Here is a 14,311-nt window from a genome sequence, read left to right on the forward strand (position 1 = left end):
ACGGAGAGCGACCGCTCCTTGATCTTGTCGTAGGCGGCCGCGAAATCGGTCAGCGGCAACGGAATGCTGATGCTCTCCTTGGCCACGTTCTGGAAGGAGACCTTCAGCTGCTTGCCGGATTTCAGCGCCGCAAGCAGGTCCGCCGAAGTCGGCGTCGAGACGTAGCGCGCCGGAAGGGACCGGCGACGCTGGCTTATTCGGCGGCTTCCTTGACCGTGCCGTGTTTTGTCGTCTCGTGCTCGCTCTCCTCAGAGCGGCCCCAGCCGGAGAACCAGTTGGAGAGCTCGTCGAGATAGAGATAGACCACGGGCGTGGTGAACAGGGTCAGCGCCTGGCTGACGAACAGGCCGCCGACCATGGCGTAGCCGAGCGGCTGGCGGATTTCGGCGCCGGTGCCGTGCCCGAGCATCAAGGGCACGCCGCCGAGGAGGGCCGCCATGGTCGTCATCATGATCGGGCGGAATCGGAGCAACGCGGCCTGGCGGATCGATTCTTCCGGCGTCTTGTGCTCGTCGCGCTCGGCCGCGATCGCGAAGTCGACCATCATGATGCCGTTCTTCTTCACGATGCCGATCAGGAGAATGATGCCGATCAGCGCGATCAGGCTGAAGTCGTAGCCGAATGCCATCAGGATCGCGAGCGCGCCGACACCGGCCGAAGGCAGCGTCGAGAGAATCGTGATCGGATGGATGTAGCTCTCATAGAGGATGCCGAGGATCAGATAGACCACGACCAGCGCTGCCAGGATCAACAACGGCACGGTGCCCAGCGATTGCTGGAACGCCTGCGCAGTGCCCTGGAAGCTCGAATTCAGCGTCGCGGGCGCGCCGAGATCGGCCATCGCCTTCTGCACGGACTCCGTGGCCTGTCCGAGCGCCACGCCCTGCGCGAGGTTGAAGCTGATCGTGATCGCCGGGAACTGGCCCTGGTGGCTGATCGAAAGCGGGCGGACCGGGTCGGTCGTCCAGGTCGCAAAGGTCGACAGTGGCACCTGATCACCGGTCAGCGGCGATTTCAAATAGAGCTTGTTCAGGCTGTCGAGGTCGCCCTGCATCTCCGGCAGGATCTCGAGGATCACGTGATAGCTGTTGAGCTGCGTGAAGTACTGCGTGACCTGGCGCTGGCCGAACGCGTCATAGAGCGTGTCGTCGATCAACTGCGGCTGGATGCCGTAGCGCGAGGCGGTGTCGCGGTTGATCTTGAGTTGAACCGTGGTGCCCTGCGTCTGCTGGTCGGTGGCGACGTCGCGCAGCTCCGGCAGCGTCTGCATCTTGGCGAGAATCTTCGGCGCCCATTCGTTGAGCTCGCCGAGATCGGCGTCCTGCAGCGTGAATTCGAACTGGGTGCGCGTCGGTCGGCCGCCGAGGCGGACATCCTGGGCCGCCTGCATGTAGAGGCGAGCCCCCTCAACCTTGTCGAACTTGGGACGCAGCCGCGCAATGACCTGCTGCGCCGAAGCTTCGCGCTCGTTGCGCGGCTTTAGCGTGATGAACAGGTTGCCATTGTTGCCGGCTCGGCCACTGCCGCCGATCGCCATCGCGACGGAAGCGACGTCGGGATCGGCCATGATGATCTTGCCGAGCTCCTCCTGGCGCCGCACCATGTCCTTGAAGGAGATGTCCTGCGAGGCCTCGGAGGTCGCTGTGATCAGGCCGACGTCCTGCTGCGGGAAGAAGCCCTTTGGGATCAGGACGAACAGGTAGATCGACAGGCCGAGCGTGACGAAGAAGATGGTGAGCGTGGTGCGCCGCCAGCTCAAGGCGTGGTCGAGGACGTATTCATAGCCGCGCAGCATCGCGTCGAAGGCGCGTTCGCTCCATTGGTAGAAGCGGCCGTGGTGCACCTCGCCATGAGCACGAAGGAAGCGCGAGGCCATCATCGGCGTCAGCGTCAGCGACACGAACATCGAGACGAAGATCGTCATCGCGAGCACGACGGCGAATTCGCGGAACAGGCGGCCGATAATGCCGCCCATCAGCAGCAGCGGGATCAGCACCGCAACCAGCGAGATGCTGATCGACACGATGGTGAAGCCGATCTCCTTGGCGCCCTTGTAGGCGGCGGCCAGGGGTGAGTCGCCATTTTCGATGTAGCGTGTGATGTTCTCGAGCATCACGATGGCGTCGTCGACGACGAAGCCGACCGCGATCGTCAGCGCCATCAGCGACAGATTGTCGAGCGAATAGCCGAACACCCACATCAGTGCGCACGCGCCGAGCAGCGCCAGCGGAACCGTGACGGTGGGGATGACGGTCGCCCAGAAGCTGCGCAGGAAGACGAAGATGACCATGACCACCAGGATGATGGTCAGGAGCAGCGTGAACTGGACGTCCTCGACCGCGGCGCGGATGGTCGTGGTGCGGTCGCTGATCAGCTCGATCTTGATCGCCGGCGGGATCGCCGCCACCAGCCGCGGCAGCGTTGCCTTGATCCGGTCGACGGTCTCGATGACATTGGCGCCGGGCTGCTTGAACACCACCAGGAACACGCCGCGCTTGCCATTGGCCCAGGCCGCCTGCTTGGCGTCCTCGGGGCCGGTGACGGCCTGGCCGATATCGCGGATACGCAGCGGGCCGCCGTTGCGATAGGCGATGATGACGTCGTTCCAGTCCTTGGACTGGAGCAGCTGGTCGTTGGCGTAGATGGTGTAGGCGCGTCTGTCGCCGTCGATATTGCCCTTGGGGCTGTCGACCGTCGTGATCGCGATTGCGCTGCGCACGTCCTCCAGCGACAGGCCCTTGGCGACCAGTTTCGCCGGGTCGATCTGCACGCGAACCGACGGCTTCTGCTGGCCGCCGATGAACACCTGCGCGACGCCGGAGATCTGGCTGATCTGCTGGGCGAGCTGGGCGTCGACCGCATCGCTCACGGTGGTCAGCGGCAGCGTCTCGGATGTCGCCGACAGCAGCAGGATCGGCGAGTCCGCCGGGTTGACCTTGCGATAGGTCGGCGGCGAGGGCAGGTTTTTCGGCAACTGGCCGCTGGCTGCGTTGATGGCGCCCTGCACGTCGTTGGCCGCGCCGTCGATGCTGCGATTGAGGTCGAACTGGATTGTGATCGAGGCCGTGCCCAGATAGCTCGTCGACGTCATCTGGGCGATGCCGGGGATCTGGGCAAACTGGCGCTCCAGCGGCTGGGCGACAGAGGAGGCCATCGTCTCCGGGCTGCCGCCGGGCAGGTTCGCGGTGATCTGGATGGTCGGGAAATCCACCTGCGGCAGCGGCGCGACCGGTAGCAGGGGATAGGCGACCAGACCGACAAAGAGAATGCCGGCCATCAGCAGCGAGGTGCCGATGGGATAACGGATAAAAGGTGCCGAAATCCCGCCGTCGTTCATTCCTGTCGAACCTTGTTCTGACCCGGATTCGAACTCGCGACCGCCGTAGAGACGAGGCTTCCGGGCTGTACCTTGAACTGACCGCCGGTGATTACTTGTTGTCCCGGACTAAGTCCTTCATCGATTACCGAGCGCCCGTCGATGGAGTAACTGACCTTGAGCTTGCGCAGTTCAGCCTTGTTCTCCCGATTGACAGTATAAGCGTAGAGACCGTTGGTCGAATGCTGGACCGCGTCGTCGGGCACCACGGTGGCGTCCTTCAGCGTCCGCACCAGAAGACGCGTCGAGACCGATTGGCCCGGCCACAGCGTGTGGTCCTTGTTGTCGAACACCGCTTTCAGCCGAATAGTCCCGCTGGTGGTGTCGACCTGATTGTTGATGACGGCGAGCTTGCCCTCCGCGAGCGTCTTCTTGCCGTCGGTGGTCAACGCGATCACCTTGAGCGCGCCGGCCTTCTGGCCCTCATTGATATAGGGCAACTGGTCCTCGGGCGCGGTGAAGATCACCGTGATCGGCTCGATCTGAGCGATGGAGACGATCGCCGTCTGGCTGGAGGCATTGACGATGTTGCCGATATCGACCTGGCGTAGACCAGCCACACCGGTAATCGGCGATTTGACCTGGGTGTAGTCGAGCTGGGTCTGGGCATTGGAAATCGCGGCCTCGTCGGCGGCGATCTGCGCGGTGAGCTGGGCGACGGTGGAGCGCTGGGTGTCGGTCTGCTGCCGCGTCGCGAATTCGCCGAGCTTGGTATAGCGCTGAAGGTCGAGATTGGCGTTGGCGAGGTTCGCCTCATCCTGCGCCTTCTTCGCCTTGGCCTGGTCGAGCGCCGCCTGGAACGGCCGGGGATCGATCTCGACCAGAAGGGCACCCTGATTGACGATCTGGCCTTCGGTGAAGGCGATCTTGTCGATCTGGCCATCCACCCGCGTCCGTACTTGTACGGTGTTGAAACCCTGAACCGTACCGAGGCCGGTCAAATAGACCGGAAAATCGACCTGCTGAACGGGAGCGATGGTGACAGGAACTGCGACCGCCCGCTGCGAACCTTTTTGTGCGGTTTGGGTCTTGGCGGCGTTCGGACCGTAGAAGTGCTGCCAGCCGAAGTAGCCCGCAATGGTCACGGCTGCGATGAGGGAAAACCACAGGATCGGCCGCGACTTTTTCATATCGGCTTCGTATCGGCTCGTTTGCCCAATTATTGAATTATGGGTCTTTGAAAGGGTTCCGGCGTGCAGCGCTGTATAATACACGCCAAGTTCCAGTGTAAACAACACCGTTGCTTGAGAATCCTAAACAATTGGAAAGCTTTGCATCCGATCTGGGCGGGGCGTGCGCACGTTGCGAACAGCCGTTCTCGCAAGGCGGTAGATCGACGAGCGTGCATAAGATTCGACATGCTCGCGCCGGGTGTGAATCGTCTGCACTGCGCCGATCGGTCAGGCCGTGCGAATTCCGGTCGTGCGCGAGAACAGTTCTAAATTGATCGCGCCGTGTTTCCGTTGTCAGCACATGGGACGTCGTCCATATCAGCGCCGCACAACGGGAGCGCATGATGGACGAACTGAACGGCAAGCTGATCGCGTGTCAGATTCTGATCACGGGCCTGATCGCGCGCGTCGCCAACGAGCAGGGCGATCCTTTGCGCTTCCTCACCGACTTTCGCGACGAGATCAAAGCCGTCGTTAAGGGCGTCAACATCGCCGGCATGGACAACACCGATCGCGTTCGTTCCGTCGCGCAGCAAACGGTCGACGAATTGTTCTCGCTGATGAAGCCGCCGAGCAGTGATTGATTGGCGACAATCGGTGCGATGTGACCCGGTGTTCTTCATTCCTTTAGAACGGTTACAACCTCTCATCTTAGAATGATTAAAAACTCCAGATTAGAATCGTTTTGATCTGGAAGTATTCAAGCCTCCTCACGGGCCTGCCCTCATTGACCGCATATTTTGCGGCCGATACCAACGCCCAACGTTCATCGCGAATGGTGCGCATGAGCGATCATGAAAATGGGGCGTTGGGTAATGGGGCAGGTGGTTGCACCGAAGTCGCTGCGATCGTTCGCGGCAATCGATTTCATCGACGAAAGATTCGAAGGCGGCTCTGGCAAGGCGGCATCGGCGGTTGCCGGATTGATCGCGGTGGCATCGTTCTCGGGCGCCGCCGGGGCGCAGCAGTCGAATCTTCCGCCGGTCAGCGTCGATGCGCCGGTCGAGCGCCCGCGGCCTGCCGCCTCGAAGCCATCACCGGAGCAGATTCGTGCGCGCAATGCGCTTCGCCGCGCGGCGCAGCGCCAGCAGGCGCAGCAGGCCGCAGCCGCGCCGTCCCAGAGCGCAAGCGCGCCGGACCGCAATCCCTATGCCGATCCGGCAGCTCCCTACAAGGTCGATCACCTCCAGGCGTCGGGCAAATTTCCCGAGCCGCTGCTCAACACGCCGAAGACGGTGACGGTCTTGAGCAAGGAGGTACTCGAGGACAAGAACGCCACCTCCTTGAAGTCGGCGATCCTGAGCACGGCGGGCGTGACGCTCGGCACCGGCGAGGGTGGCAACGCCTTCGGGGACCGCTTCTTCATCCGCGGCTTCGACGCCCGCAACGACATCTTCATCGACGGCGCGCGCGATCCCGGTGTCAGCGTGCGCGAAAACTTCTTCACCGAGCAGGTCGAGATCCTGCGCGGTCCCGGCTCGTCCTTCGCCGGGCGCGGCACCACGGGCGGCGCGATCAACATCGTCACCAAGCAGGCCGTGACGGAGAAGAGCTTCTACAACATGGACACCACGTTTGGCACCGACAAGACCAAGCGTGTGACGCTCGACGTCAACCAGGTGATCAGCCCGACCTTCGCGGTGCGCGCCGGCGGCCTGTTCCAGGATGCCGGCGTCGCTGGCCGCGACTTCGTAACTGATGACCGCAGCGGCGCGTTCGTGGCCACGAAATGGACACCAGTCGATGCGGTGAAGGTGACCGCGGATTACGTGCACACCTACCTGCACGGCATCCCGGATTTCGGCGTGCCGTATTACCGGCCGGGATCCCCGGCGGCAGGAAACGTCTATCGGTCGACCGCCGGCGGTCCGTTTCCGGACTTCGGCTCCAACCGCAACAATTTCTACGGCTTCGTCAATCGCGACTTCTTCAAGGTGAAGCAGGACATCGGGACTGTTAACACCGAGGTCCAAGTGACGCCCGATCTCGTCCTCAGCGACAAGATCCGTGTCTCGCGCTCCGTCAATGACTACATCGGAACGCTGGCGGAATCGCCGATCGCCAGGATTCCGCTGTCGGCATCAACCATCACGGCCAATCCGCAGAGCCGCTATCAGGTGACCAGCGTGCTGGCCAACCAGAGTGAGGCGACCTACAAGTTCGACACCGGAGGCTTCAGGCATACGGCGCTCGCAGGCGTCGAGGTCTCTCGGGAGACGTCTTATATCGACAAGTATAGCGGGCTGAGCTCGGAGCTGACGACCGGCACCCCCTTCACGGGCGGTGGCTCGTTGTCGGGCGTTAGCGTGTTCGCGCCGCAATACACGTTTCTGCCGTTCGGGACGCCGACGCTGGCGGGACTGCCGACCAATCTCTCGGTCGACACCAAGAGCGTCTATGCGATGGACAGCATCAACTACAACGATCTCGTCATTCTGAATGGCGGCGTTCGTTATGACGACTACACCATCAACACCAGTGGCTACGCGTCCATCGGCGGCGTGAACAGGTTCGGATCGCAGAGCGCCGAGTTCGGGCTGCCCAACTTCAATCTCGGCCTGACGCTCAAGCCGCTCCCGAACGGAAGCTTCTACGCGGCCTATGCGACGTCGTCGAACCCGGTGGGTGCCGAATTCGACGGCACCAGCACGGCCTATGGCGGCCTTTCGCCGGTTCTCAACGGCAGCTCGAACCAGATCTTCGGGCCGGAGGAGAACAAGGCGATCGAGGTCGGCACCAAGTGGGAATTGTTCGATCGCCATCTGTTGCTGCAAGCGGCGCTGTTCCAGACGGAGAAGGAAAACGCGCGCGAGGCGCAGAATATTACTCCGGCCACGGCCACCGCGACCTGTCCCTATCCGGTTACGATTCCGGCGACGACGGGCACCGTATCCTGCATCACGGCGGGCGCCGCGTACCGCATCCGCGGCATCGACCTCGGCGTCGGCGGCAAGATCACCGACAAATGGAGCGTGTTCGGCGGCCTCGTCCTGATGCAGTCGGAAGTGACCAAGTCGCTCGCGCCGTCGCCGCAGCCGCTGTTGTATCCGACGAATGTCGGACGGCCGCTCGCCAACGTGGCGCACCAGTCCTTCAGCCTGCTCACGAAATATGAGCTGAACGACATCTGGGAGCTCGGCGGGCAGGCGGTGTACCGCTCGCAGATCTATGGCGGCACGTTGCTCGCGGCCAACCAGGGGACGTCGATCCCGGGTTATTGGCGCTTCGACGCCTTCGCCGAGGCGAAGGTCGACAAGCACTGGACGGTGAAGCTGTTCGTCAACAACATCTTCGATAAGCGCTACTACGACGCTCTTTACCAGAGCGCCACGCCCTTCGTGCTGGAAGCTCCGGGACGTGCTGCCTATCTGGTCGTCTCGGCGCGGTATTGAACGGAAGGGTAACGAGGCATCATGCTGACCTGCATACCCGGCGTCTTGAGCAAGGATGATGTGGCGGATTTCCGCCGCATCATGGACGCCAGCGACTGGGAAGACGGCCGCTCGACGGCGGGTGCGCAATCGGCGATGGTCAAGCGCAACGAGCAATTGCCGCCGGACAGCGAGGTTGCGCGCAAGCTCGGCAACCGCATCATCTCGGCGCTGACCTCGAACCCGCGCTTCCTCGCGGCAGCGATTCCGCTCCAGATCTTCCCGCCGTTGTTCAACCGCTATGCGGCGAGCGGCGGGCACCATTTCGGTCTGCACGTCGACAACGCGATCCGCGGCGATCGCCTGACCGGCCTTCGCATCCGCACCGACCTGTCGGTCACGCTGTTCCTCACCGAGCCGGAGGAATACGACGGTGGCGAACTCGTGATCGAGGACACCTACGGTTCGCACGACGTTAAGTTGCCGGCCGGCGACTGCGTGCTGTATCCCTCGACCAGCCTGCATCTCGTCACGCCAGTGACGCGGGGCGCGCGCGTTGCGTCTTTTTTCTGGTTGCAGAGCATGGTACGGGACGATCAGGCCCGCAGCCTGATCTTTGACCTCGATACCGCCATTCAGGCGCTGGCGCAGCGGCTTGGACGCGACGACCCCGAAACGGTCAAATTGACGGGTATCTATCACAACCTCATTCGCTACTGGGCCGAAGTATGAAGACAACACCCTTCCGAGCAAGCTTTGCCGCAACCGTGATATCAGCGGTGATCGCCCTCGCAGTTCCCGCTTCGGCACAGCAGCAGAGGGCAATGCCGGCATCGCAGCCGGCTACCACTCCGGCAGCAGCGCCGGTAGCGCCATCGGCCGCCGCACCTGCGGCGATCGCTGTCCCCGCACCGCCAGCGTCCGAGGCGGCGTCGACTGATGCCGGCCGCGCGCTGAAATCGACCGCGCCCGTGATGAAGGAGCTGTCGCCCTGGGCGATGTTCATGTCGGCGGACATCATCGTCAAGGCGGTGATGATCGGGCTTGCCTTCGCTTCGCTCGTCACCTGGACCATCTTCATCGCGAAATCGATCGAGCTGATGCTGGCGCAGAGCAGGCTGCGTTCGGCCCTGAAGAGGATCGCCGACGCACGCTCGCTAGCGGAGGCCCAGTTTGCGCTCGGCGCCAAGGCAGGCATCTTGCCGTCATTCCTTGCGGCCGCGCTGCGCGAGGCGAGGGCGTCCGCGGGCATCTCCAGCGACGCCGGCATCAAGGAGCGCGCCGCCTCGAGCTTTGCCGAGATCGCCCGCGCGGAGTCGCGCCGGATCCGGATCGGCATGGGCGTGCTCGCGACCATCGGTGCCACCTCGCCCTTCGTCGGCCTGTTCGGCACCGTCTGGGGCATCATGAACAGCTTCATCGGCATCTCGAAGTCGCAGACGACGAATCTTGCGGTCGTGGCGCCCGGCATCGCCGAAGCGCTGCTGGCGACCGCGATCGGCCTCGTCGCGGCGATCCCCGCCGTCATCATCTACAATCATTTCGCGCGCATGACGAAGGGCTATCTCGAGCTCGTGAGCCGCGCCTCGGGTGCGGCGGCGCGGCTGCTCTCGCGCGACCTCGACCGCAGCCATGGCAGTGTTCATCATTCGCGCGCAGCGGCGGAGTAAGCGATGGGCGCTTCGATCGCAGACAATGATCTCGACGACGATGCGGACTTCTCCGAGACGCATGAGATCAACGTCACGCCATTCATCGACGTCATTCTGGTGCTGCTGATCATCTTCATGGTCGCAGCGCCCTTGTCGACGGTTGACCTGCCCATAGATCTGCCGACCTCAAGTGCAACGCCGCAGAAGAAGCCGGACAAGCCGACCTATCTCAGCATCAAGTCTGATTTGACGCTTGCCATCGGGGAGAATCCGGTCACGCGTGCCAACCTGGTCGGCTCGCTCGACGGCCTTTCGGACATGAGTAAGGACAAATACGTTTTCCTGCGCGCCGATCGCTCGGTGCCTTATGGCGAGCTGATGGGCGTGATGGAGCTGTTGCGTTCGGGTGGCTACTCCAAGGTCAAGCTGGTTACGCTGGAAGGTGTCCCAGTCTCTTCAGGGGCGCCTGCGGCAGACCCTGCCAAGCCCTAAACCGCGATGAGATTGGAATGAATCGTCATCGCGCTTTAGGTTGTTGTTGTTTGAGCATGATCCTTTCGGAAAACCGCGTCACACTTTTCCGGATCATGCCCTAGAGGCTCTTGCCATGTCCGATCTCGAGATCGAGCCAAGACCATCCCGGCGGCTGTGGGTTTTGGCCGCAGTGGCAGCGCTTGGGCTCCATCTGGGTGGCGCTGCATTGGCGCTGGCGAATTTGCGGACGGATGGCGGTGATGATGGTTTGGGCGCGGCCGGTGCCGAGTTCGCCGTCGAGATGGCTTCGCCCGATGCTCCCGAGTCCGAACTTCCGCCCGGCCCTGACAGCGAGGCCTTGCAGGAGCAGCGGGCGATGCCCGAACAAAAGGCGGAGGTGAAGGAAACCGAGCTGCCGAAGGATCAGCATCAGGACGTCGACGACGCCGATCGGATCGTTACCGACAACAATTCGAAAAAGCCGGACGACGAGAGTCAGAAGGTGGCGGCCATCGAGACCCCGGCCGCCGAGGCATCGCCGCAGTCGGTTGCCACGGCGAGACAGAAGCTTCACGAGGCCGCGCGCGAGGCTGAGAAGGCGATGGCGCCCGTGCTCGGGGTCGGCAAGGACATCCTGAAGCTGACGACCGACTGGAACCGCAAGATCAGTGCGCATTTCAAGCTGCACCAGGTCTACCCGGAGGGCAGGGAACCCAAGTCCCAGAAGGTCAAGGTGACCCTCGTCCTCAACCGCAAAGGCAACGTGCTTTCGGTGGACGTGGTGGAGTCCTCGGGAGACCAGGCGTTCGATGCGGCGGCGGTCTCGATGATTCGTCGGTCGGATCCCGTGCCGCAACCGCCGGCCGGACTGACGGATGAAAAGTTCGAGCGCACACTCGACGTGACCTTCCCGCCGCGGGAGACGAAAAAGAAGTCCGCTCAGCGCCAGTAGTAGCGGATCGCGACGTAGACCACGACCAAGCATGCGAAGATCAGCGCCACCGGAAGCGGCCGCTTCTCGGTTCCACCGAACGCCGCCACCCGGAACGTGCCGGCCTTCTTCGGCTTCGGCGCAGGGCGGCGGAAGGCGGTAACATTGTCCTTCACGGGCTGGCTGGCCCGGGGGCGAACATCGGGCGGGGTTCCGGCGCCGCCCATTTCGACATAATAGGCCTTGTAGACCGAGGCGATGGTGGCCTCGGTGGCTTCGTCCTCGCTCATCTGCTCCAGCAGCTTCTTGTAGCTCGCGAGGAACTCCTGGGCCTCTGGAGGCAGCGCTGACAACCCATTGAGCTTGGCCATCATCTTCCAGGTGGCAAAATCGGCGCGGGCGCGGGTGTCGGCTCGTCGCGCGATCAGCATGTCGGCAGCTTTGACCAAGTTGGCCTCGGGCCCTTGTGGTTCTCTGGGTTTGTCCTGGTTCAACTACCCGTTGCCGGTCAGGAAGAGAACAGCCTGAATCACATATCCGGTCAACGTTCGCAGTATTGCCGAGATAACATCAAGATTTAGACCGAACTGCGAACCCGCAAGGGGGAGCAGGATCAGGATGGCGATCAAGATCAGCATGCCGAACGGCTCGAGCCTAGCCAGCGGCAGGGCGAGCGGGCGCGGCAACAGGCCGACCGCGACCCGCCCGCCGTCCAGCGGCGGTATCGGCATCATGTTGAACACGGCCAGCACCACGTTGATCAGCAGCGAATTCTTCAAATTGTCGAAGATCCATTGCGCCGAACTCGCCGGCGCGAGGCGCATGGCATGGAATGCCAGGGCCGCCAGCAGCGCCAGCAGGATGTTGGTCGCGGGGCCGGCCAGCGCCACCCAGACCATGTCGAGCTTCGGGTTGTTGAGCTTGCGGAAGTTCACCGGCACCGGCTTGGCATAGCCGAACAGGAACGGCGAATGTGCAAATAACAGCATCGCCGGCAGGATGAGAGTGCCGAACGGGTCGATGTGCCGGAGCGGATTGAAGCTGACCCGGCCACGCTGCCAGGCGGTGTTGTCGCCGAGCCGGTGGGCAACGAAGCCGTGTGCGGCCTCGTGGAAGGTGATGGCGATCACCAGGGGGATCACCCAGACGGAAAGGTCGTAGAGGGAGACGTTCAAGCGGGGTGTTCCAGTTCGTGGCCTGATGGGCCGAACTACCACGTTTCAGCCCCGCGGCGAACCACGGTGCTGATCCTTGTGATGAAGCTCATGTCGCGGGCCGGCCCAACCCGGTGGCGTCAGGATGGAATCGTGGTCGGATATTGGGGCAGGCCGTCGTCGAGTTTCAGCCAGCTCATCTTCTCCGACACCCAGATGTGCTCGGTCGGCGAAAAGGCGTTGCGGTCGTCAAAGGTCGCAAGCGCGACCCCCGCGGCGGTGCCGTTCCGCCGCCAGGAGAACAACCGAGTGCCGCATTGCTTGCAAAAGACACGATCGATGTTTTCCGACGTTGGGAAGCGGCCGGTCTCGCCTTCGATACTCAGCGCGGTCTGCGGGAACAGCGCGCGGGCAAAGAAGGGCGAGCCCATCGCCTTCTGACAGTTGCGGCAATGGCAGACCCGAACGTTGAGCGGCTCGCCCTCGGCCTTGAACCGCACCGCGCCGCACAGGCATCCGCCTTCTCTGATCATGGTGCCCTCAATAGGTGGCGCGGCCGCCGGAGATATCGAACACTGCGCCCGTCGAAAACCCGCAGTCTTCCGAGGCAAGCCAGGCGACCATCGCGGCGAGTTCTTCCACCAGCACGAATCGGCCCTTCGGGATCTTCGACAGCATGAAATCGATGTGCTGCTGCGTCAGCTGCTCGAAGATCGCCGTCTTCGCGGCTGCCGGCGTCACGGCGTTCACCAGGATGTCGTGCGCCGCAAGCTCCTTGCCGAGCGACTTCGTCAGCGCGATCAGGCCGGCCTTGGAGGCCGAGTAGTGCGCCGCGTTCGGATTGCCTTCCTTGCCGGCGATCGAGGCGATGTTCACGATCCGCCCGTATTTCTGCTTGAGCATCGTGGGCACGATCGCCTTGCAGCAGATGAAGGGGCCGTCGAGGTTGATGCGCAGCACCTTGCGCCATTCCTCGAGATCGGTCTCCCAGACCGTCTTGTTGATGCCGGCAATGCCGGCATTGTTGACGAGGATGTCGATCTTGCCGAAGGCGGCGAGGGTCGCGTCGCGCGCCTGCTCGACCGCGGCCGTGTCGGCGACATCGACATTGAAGACGCGAACGTCGCCGCCGATGTCCTTGGCTGTCTTCTCGGCGAGATCAGCGTCAAAATCCCAGATCGCGACCTTGGCGCCGGAGGCGACGAAACGTTCGGCGATGGCGCGGCCAAAGCCCTGGGCGCCGCCGGTGACGATGGCGCAACGGCCGTTGAGGTCGATCTTGTTCATGCGAGAATTCCTCCCTCTCACCCTCATGGTGAGCAGCGCGTCCCTAGCGCGCGTCTCGAACCATGAAGTCCGCTGGCCCATCCCCAGGAGACGGCGCTTCGCGCCTCCTCGGGATGAGGATCAATCAGAGCATGAAACCGCCGTCGACGATGAGGTCGACGCCAGTGGTGAACGCGCTTTCGTCACTGCCGAGATAGACCGCCATGGCCGCGATTTCCTCTGCGGTGCCGAGCCGGCCCATCTTCTGGCGGGCGATGAACATCTCTTTGCCTTGCGGGCCGACGGCGGCGGCGCGGTCGAGCATCGAGGGCGTCTCGACCGTGCCGGGGCAGATGCTGTTGCAGCGAATTCCCTGCGTGATGAAGTCGAGCGCAACCGCGCGCGTGAGGAGCGAAACCGCCGCCTTGGACGCGCTGTAGACATAACGGTTGGCCGGCGGCCTCAGCGCAGCGCAAGACGAGATGTTGACGATGCTGCCGCCGCCGCCCGCGATCATCGCCGGCAGAAACGCCTTGATGGTCCGGTGCATCGACTTGACGTTGAGGTCGAACGAGAAGTCCCAGTCTTCTTCCGAACAGTCCAAAATCGTTCCGTTGTGCACGAAGCCCGCGGCATTGAGCAGGATGTCGATCGTGCCGATGCGCTTGGCGAAGGCGTTGACGTCGGCGGTGTTGCGAACGTCGAGCTTTGCCGTCTCGGCGATGCCGTCCTTGCTTAATTCGGCGATGCCGCTTTCGTTGATGTCGGTGGCGATGACGGTCGCGCCTTCACGCGCGAATGCGATGGCGCATGCGCGCCCGATGCCCGCCGCCGCGGCGGTGACAACGGCGCGTTTCCCCTTGAGGCGGTCTGCCATTTTCTTGTTCTCCTTGATGCCCTCAATGCGCTAGCCCG

At 63.0% G+C, this 14,311-nt stretch carries 13 protein-coding genes and 1 pseudogene; 6 read left to right on the forward strand and 8 right to left on the reverse strand.

Annotated features, from left to right (window positions below):
- Nucleotides 1-17: 17 nt before the first annotated feature.
- From QA640_RS19995 to QA640_RS20005, 3 genes and pseudogenes are all read right to left on the reverse strand, one after another.
- Nucleotides 18-164 (reverse strand): annotated as a pseudogene (locus tag QA640_RS19995) (invasion associated locus B family protein); the annotation flags it as partial.
- 29 nt (nucleotides 165-193) lie between these two features.
- Nucleotides 194-3,337: a multidrug efflux RND transporter permease subunit gene (locus tag QA640_RS20000; RefSeq protein WP_283042298.1), complete on the reverse strand. Its 3,144-nt coding sequence runs from the start codon at nucleotides 3,335-3,337 to the stop codon at nucleotides 194-196.
- The gene (locus QA640_RS20005; RefSeq protein ID WP_283042300.1) at nucleotides 3,334-4,506 is read right to left on the reverse strand and encodes an efflux RND transporter periplasmic adaptor subunit; all 1,173 of its coding nucleotides are present in this window, start codon (nucleotides 4,504-4,506) and stop codon (nucleotides 3,334-3,336) included. Before QA640_RS20005 ends, QA640_RS20000 begins: the two co-directional genes overlap by 4 nt.
- A gap of 386 nt (nucleotides 4,507-4,892) precedes the next feature.
- On the opposite strand from QA640_RS20005, the gene QA640_RS20010 reads away from it, so the two are divergent.
- The 6 genes from QA640_RS20010 (at nucleotide 4,893) to QA640_RS20035 (ending at nucleotide 10,997) form a co-directional block, all read left to right on the forward strand.
- Nucleotides 4,893-5,132: a hypothetical protein gene (locus QA640_RS20010; RefSeq protein ID WP_254094533.1), complete on the forward strand. Its 240-nt coding sequence runs from the start codon at nucleotides 4,893-4,895 to the stop codon at nucleotides 5,130-5,132.
- Nucleotides 5,133-5,363: 231 nt separating this feature from the next.
- A complete protein-coding gene (locus QA640_RS20015; protein ID WP_283042839.1) occupies nucleotides 5,364-7,940 on the forward strand; it encodes a TonB-dependent receptor in 2,577 nt (858 codons plus the stop codon).
- 21 nt (nucleotides 7,941-7,961) lie between these two features.
- Entirely contained in the window at nucleotides 7,962-8,651 is a 690-nt protein-coding gene (locus QA640_RS20020; protein ID WP_283042302.1) for a Fe2+-dependent dioxygenase, read from the forward strand.
- The gene (exbB, locus tag QA640_RS20025; RefSeq protein ID WP_283042303.1) at nucleotides 8,648-9,589 is read left to right on the forward strand and encodes a tonB-system energizer ExbB; all 942 of its coding nucleotides are present in this window, start codon (nucleotides 8,648-8,650) and stop codon (nucleotides 9,587-9,589) included. Before QA640_RS20020 ends, exbB begins: the two co-directional genes overlap by 4 nt.
- A gap of 3 nt (nucleotides 9,590-9,592) precedes the next feature.
- Nucleotides 9,593-10,063, forward strand: a complete 471-nt coding sequence (gene exbD / locus QA640_RS20030) for a TonB system transport protein ExbD (RefSeq protein WP_283042304.1) — start codon at nucleotides 9,593-9,595, stop codon at nucleotides 10,061-10,063.
- Nucleotides 10,064-10,178: 115 nt separating this feature from the next.
- Nucleotides 10,179-10,997, forward strand: coding sequence for an energy transducer TonB (locus QA640_RS20035; RefSeq protein ID WP_283042305.1), 819 nt, complete (start codon nucleotides 10,179-10,181; stop codon nucleotides 10,995-10,997).
- Here QA640_RS20035 and QA640_RS20040 read toward each other — a convergent pair.
- From QA640_RS20040 to QA640_RS20060, 5 genes are all read right to left on the reverse strand, one after another.
- On the reverse strand, nucleotides 10,985-11,407 hold the full coding sequence (locus tag QA640_RS20040; RefSeq protein ID WP_283042840.1) for a hypothetical protein: 423 nt from the start codon (nucleotides 11,405-11,407) through the stop codon (nucleotides 10,985-10,987). The two genes, QA640_RS20035 and QA640_RS20040, sit on opposite strands and share 13 nt — an antisense overlap.
- Before the next feature lie 63 nt (nucleotides 11,408-11,470).
- Nucleotides 11,471-12,151: a site-2 protease family protein gene (locus QA640_RS20045; RefSeq protein WP_283042306.1), complete on the reverse strand. Its 681-nt coding sequence runs from the start codon at nucleotides 12,149-12,151 to the stop codon at nucleotides 11,471-11,473.
- Nucleotides 12,152-12,270: 119 nt separating this feature from the next.
- Nucleotides 12,271-12,663 carry a GFA family protein gene (locus tag QA640_RS20050; RefSeq protein WP_283042307.1) on the reverse strand — a complete coding sequence of 131 codons (393 nt, stop codon included), beginning with the start codon at nucleotides 12,661-12,663 and terminating at the stop codon, nucleotides 12,271-12,273.
- 7 nt (nucleotides 12,664-12,670) lie between these two features.
- Entirely contained in the window at nucleotides 12,671-13,417 is a 747-nt protein-coding gene (locus QA640_RS20055; protein WP_283042308.1) for an SDR family NAD(P)-dependent oxidoreductase, read from the reverse strand.
- 124 nt (nucleotides 13,418-13,541) lie between these two features.
- Nucleotides 13,542-14,273 (reverse strand): SDR family oxidoreductase, encoded by a 732-nt coding sequence (locus QA640_RS20060; protein WP_283042309.1) that lies wholly within the window; start codon nucleotides 14,271-14,273, stop codon nucleotides 13,542-13,544.
- Nucleotides 14,274-14,311 lie beyond the last annotated feature (38 nt).

The sequence above is a fragment of the Bradyrhizobium sp. CB82 genome, assembly GCF_029714405.1.
Classification (GTDB): Bacteria; Pseudomonadota; Alphaproteobacteria; order Rhizobiales; family Xanthobacteraceae; genus Bradyrhizobium.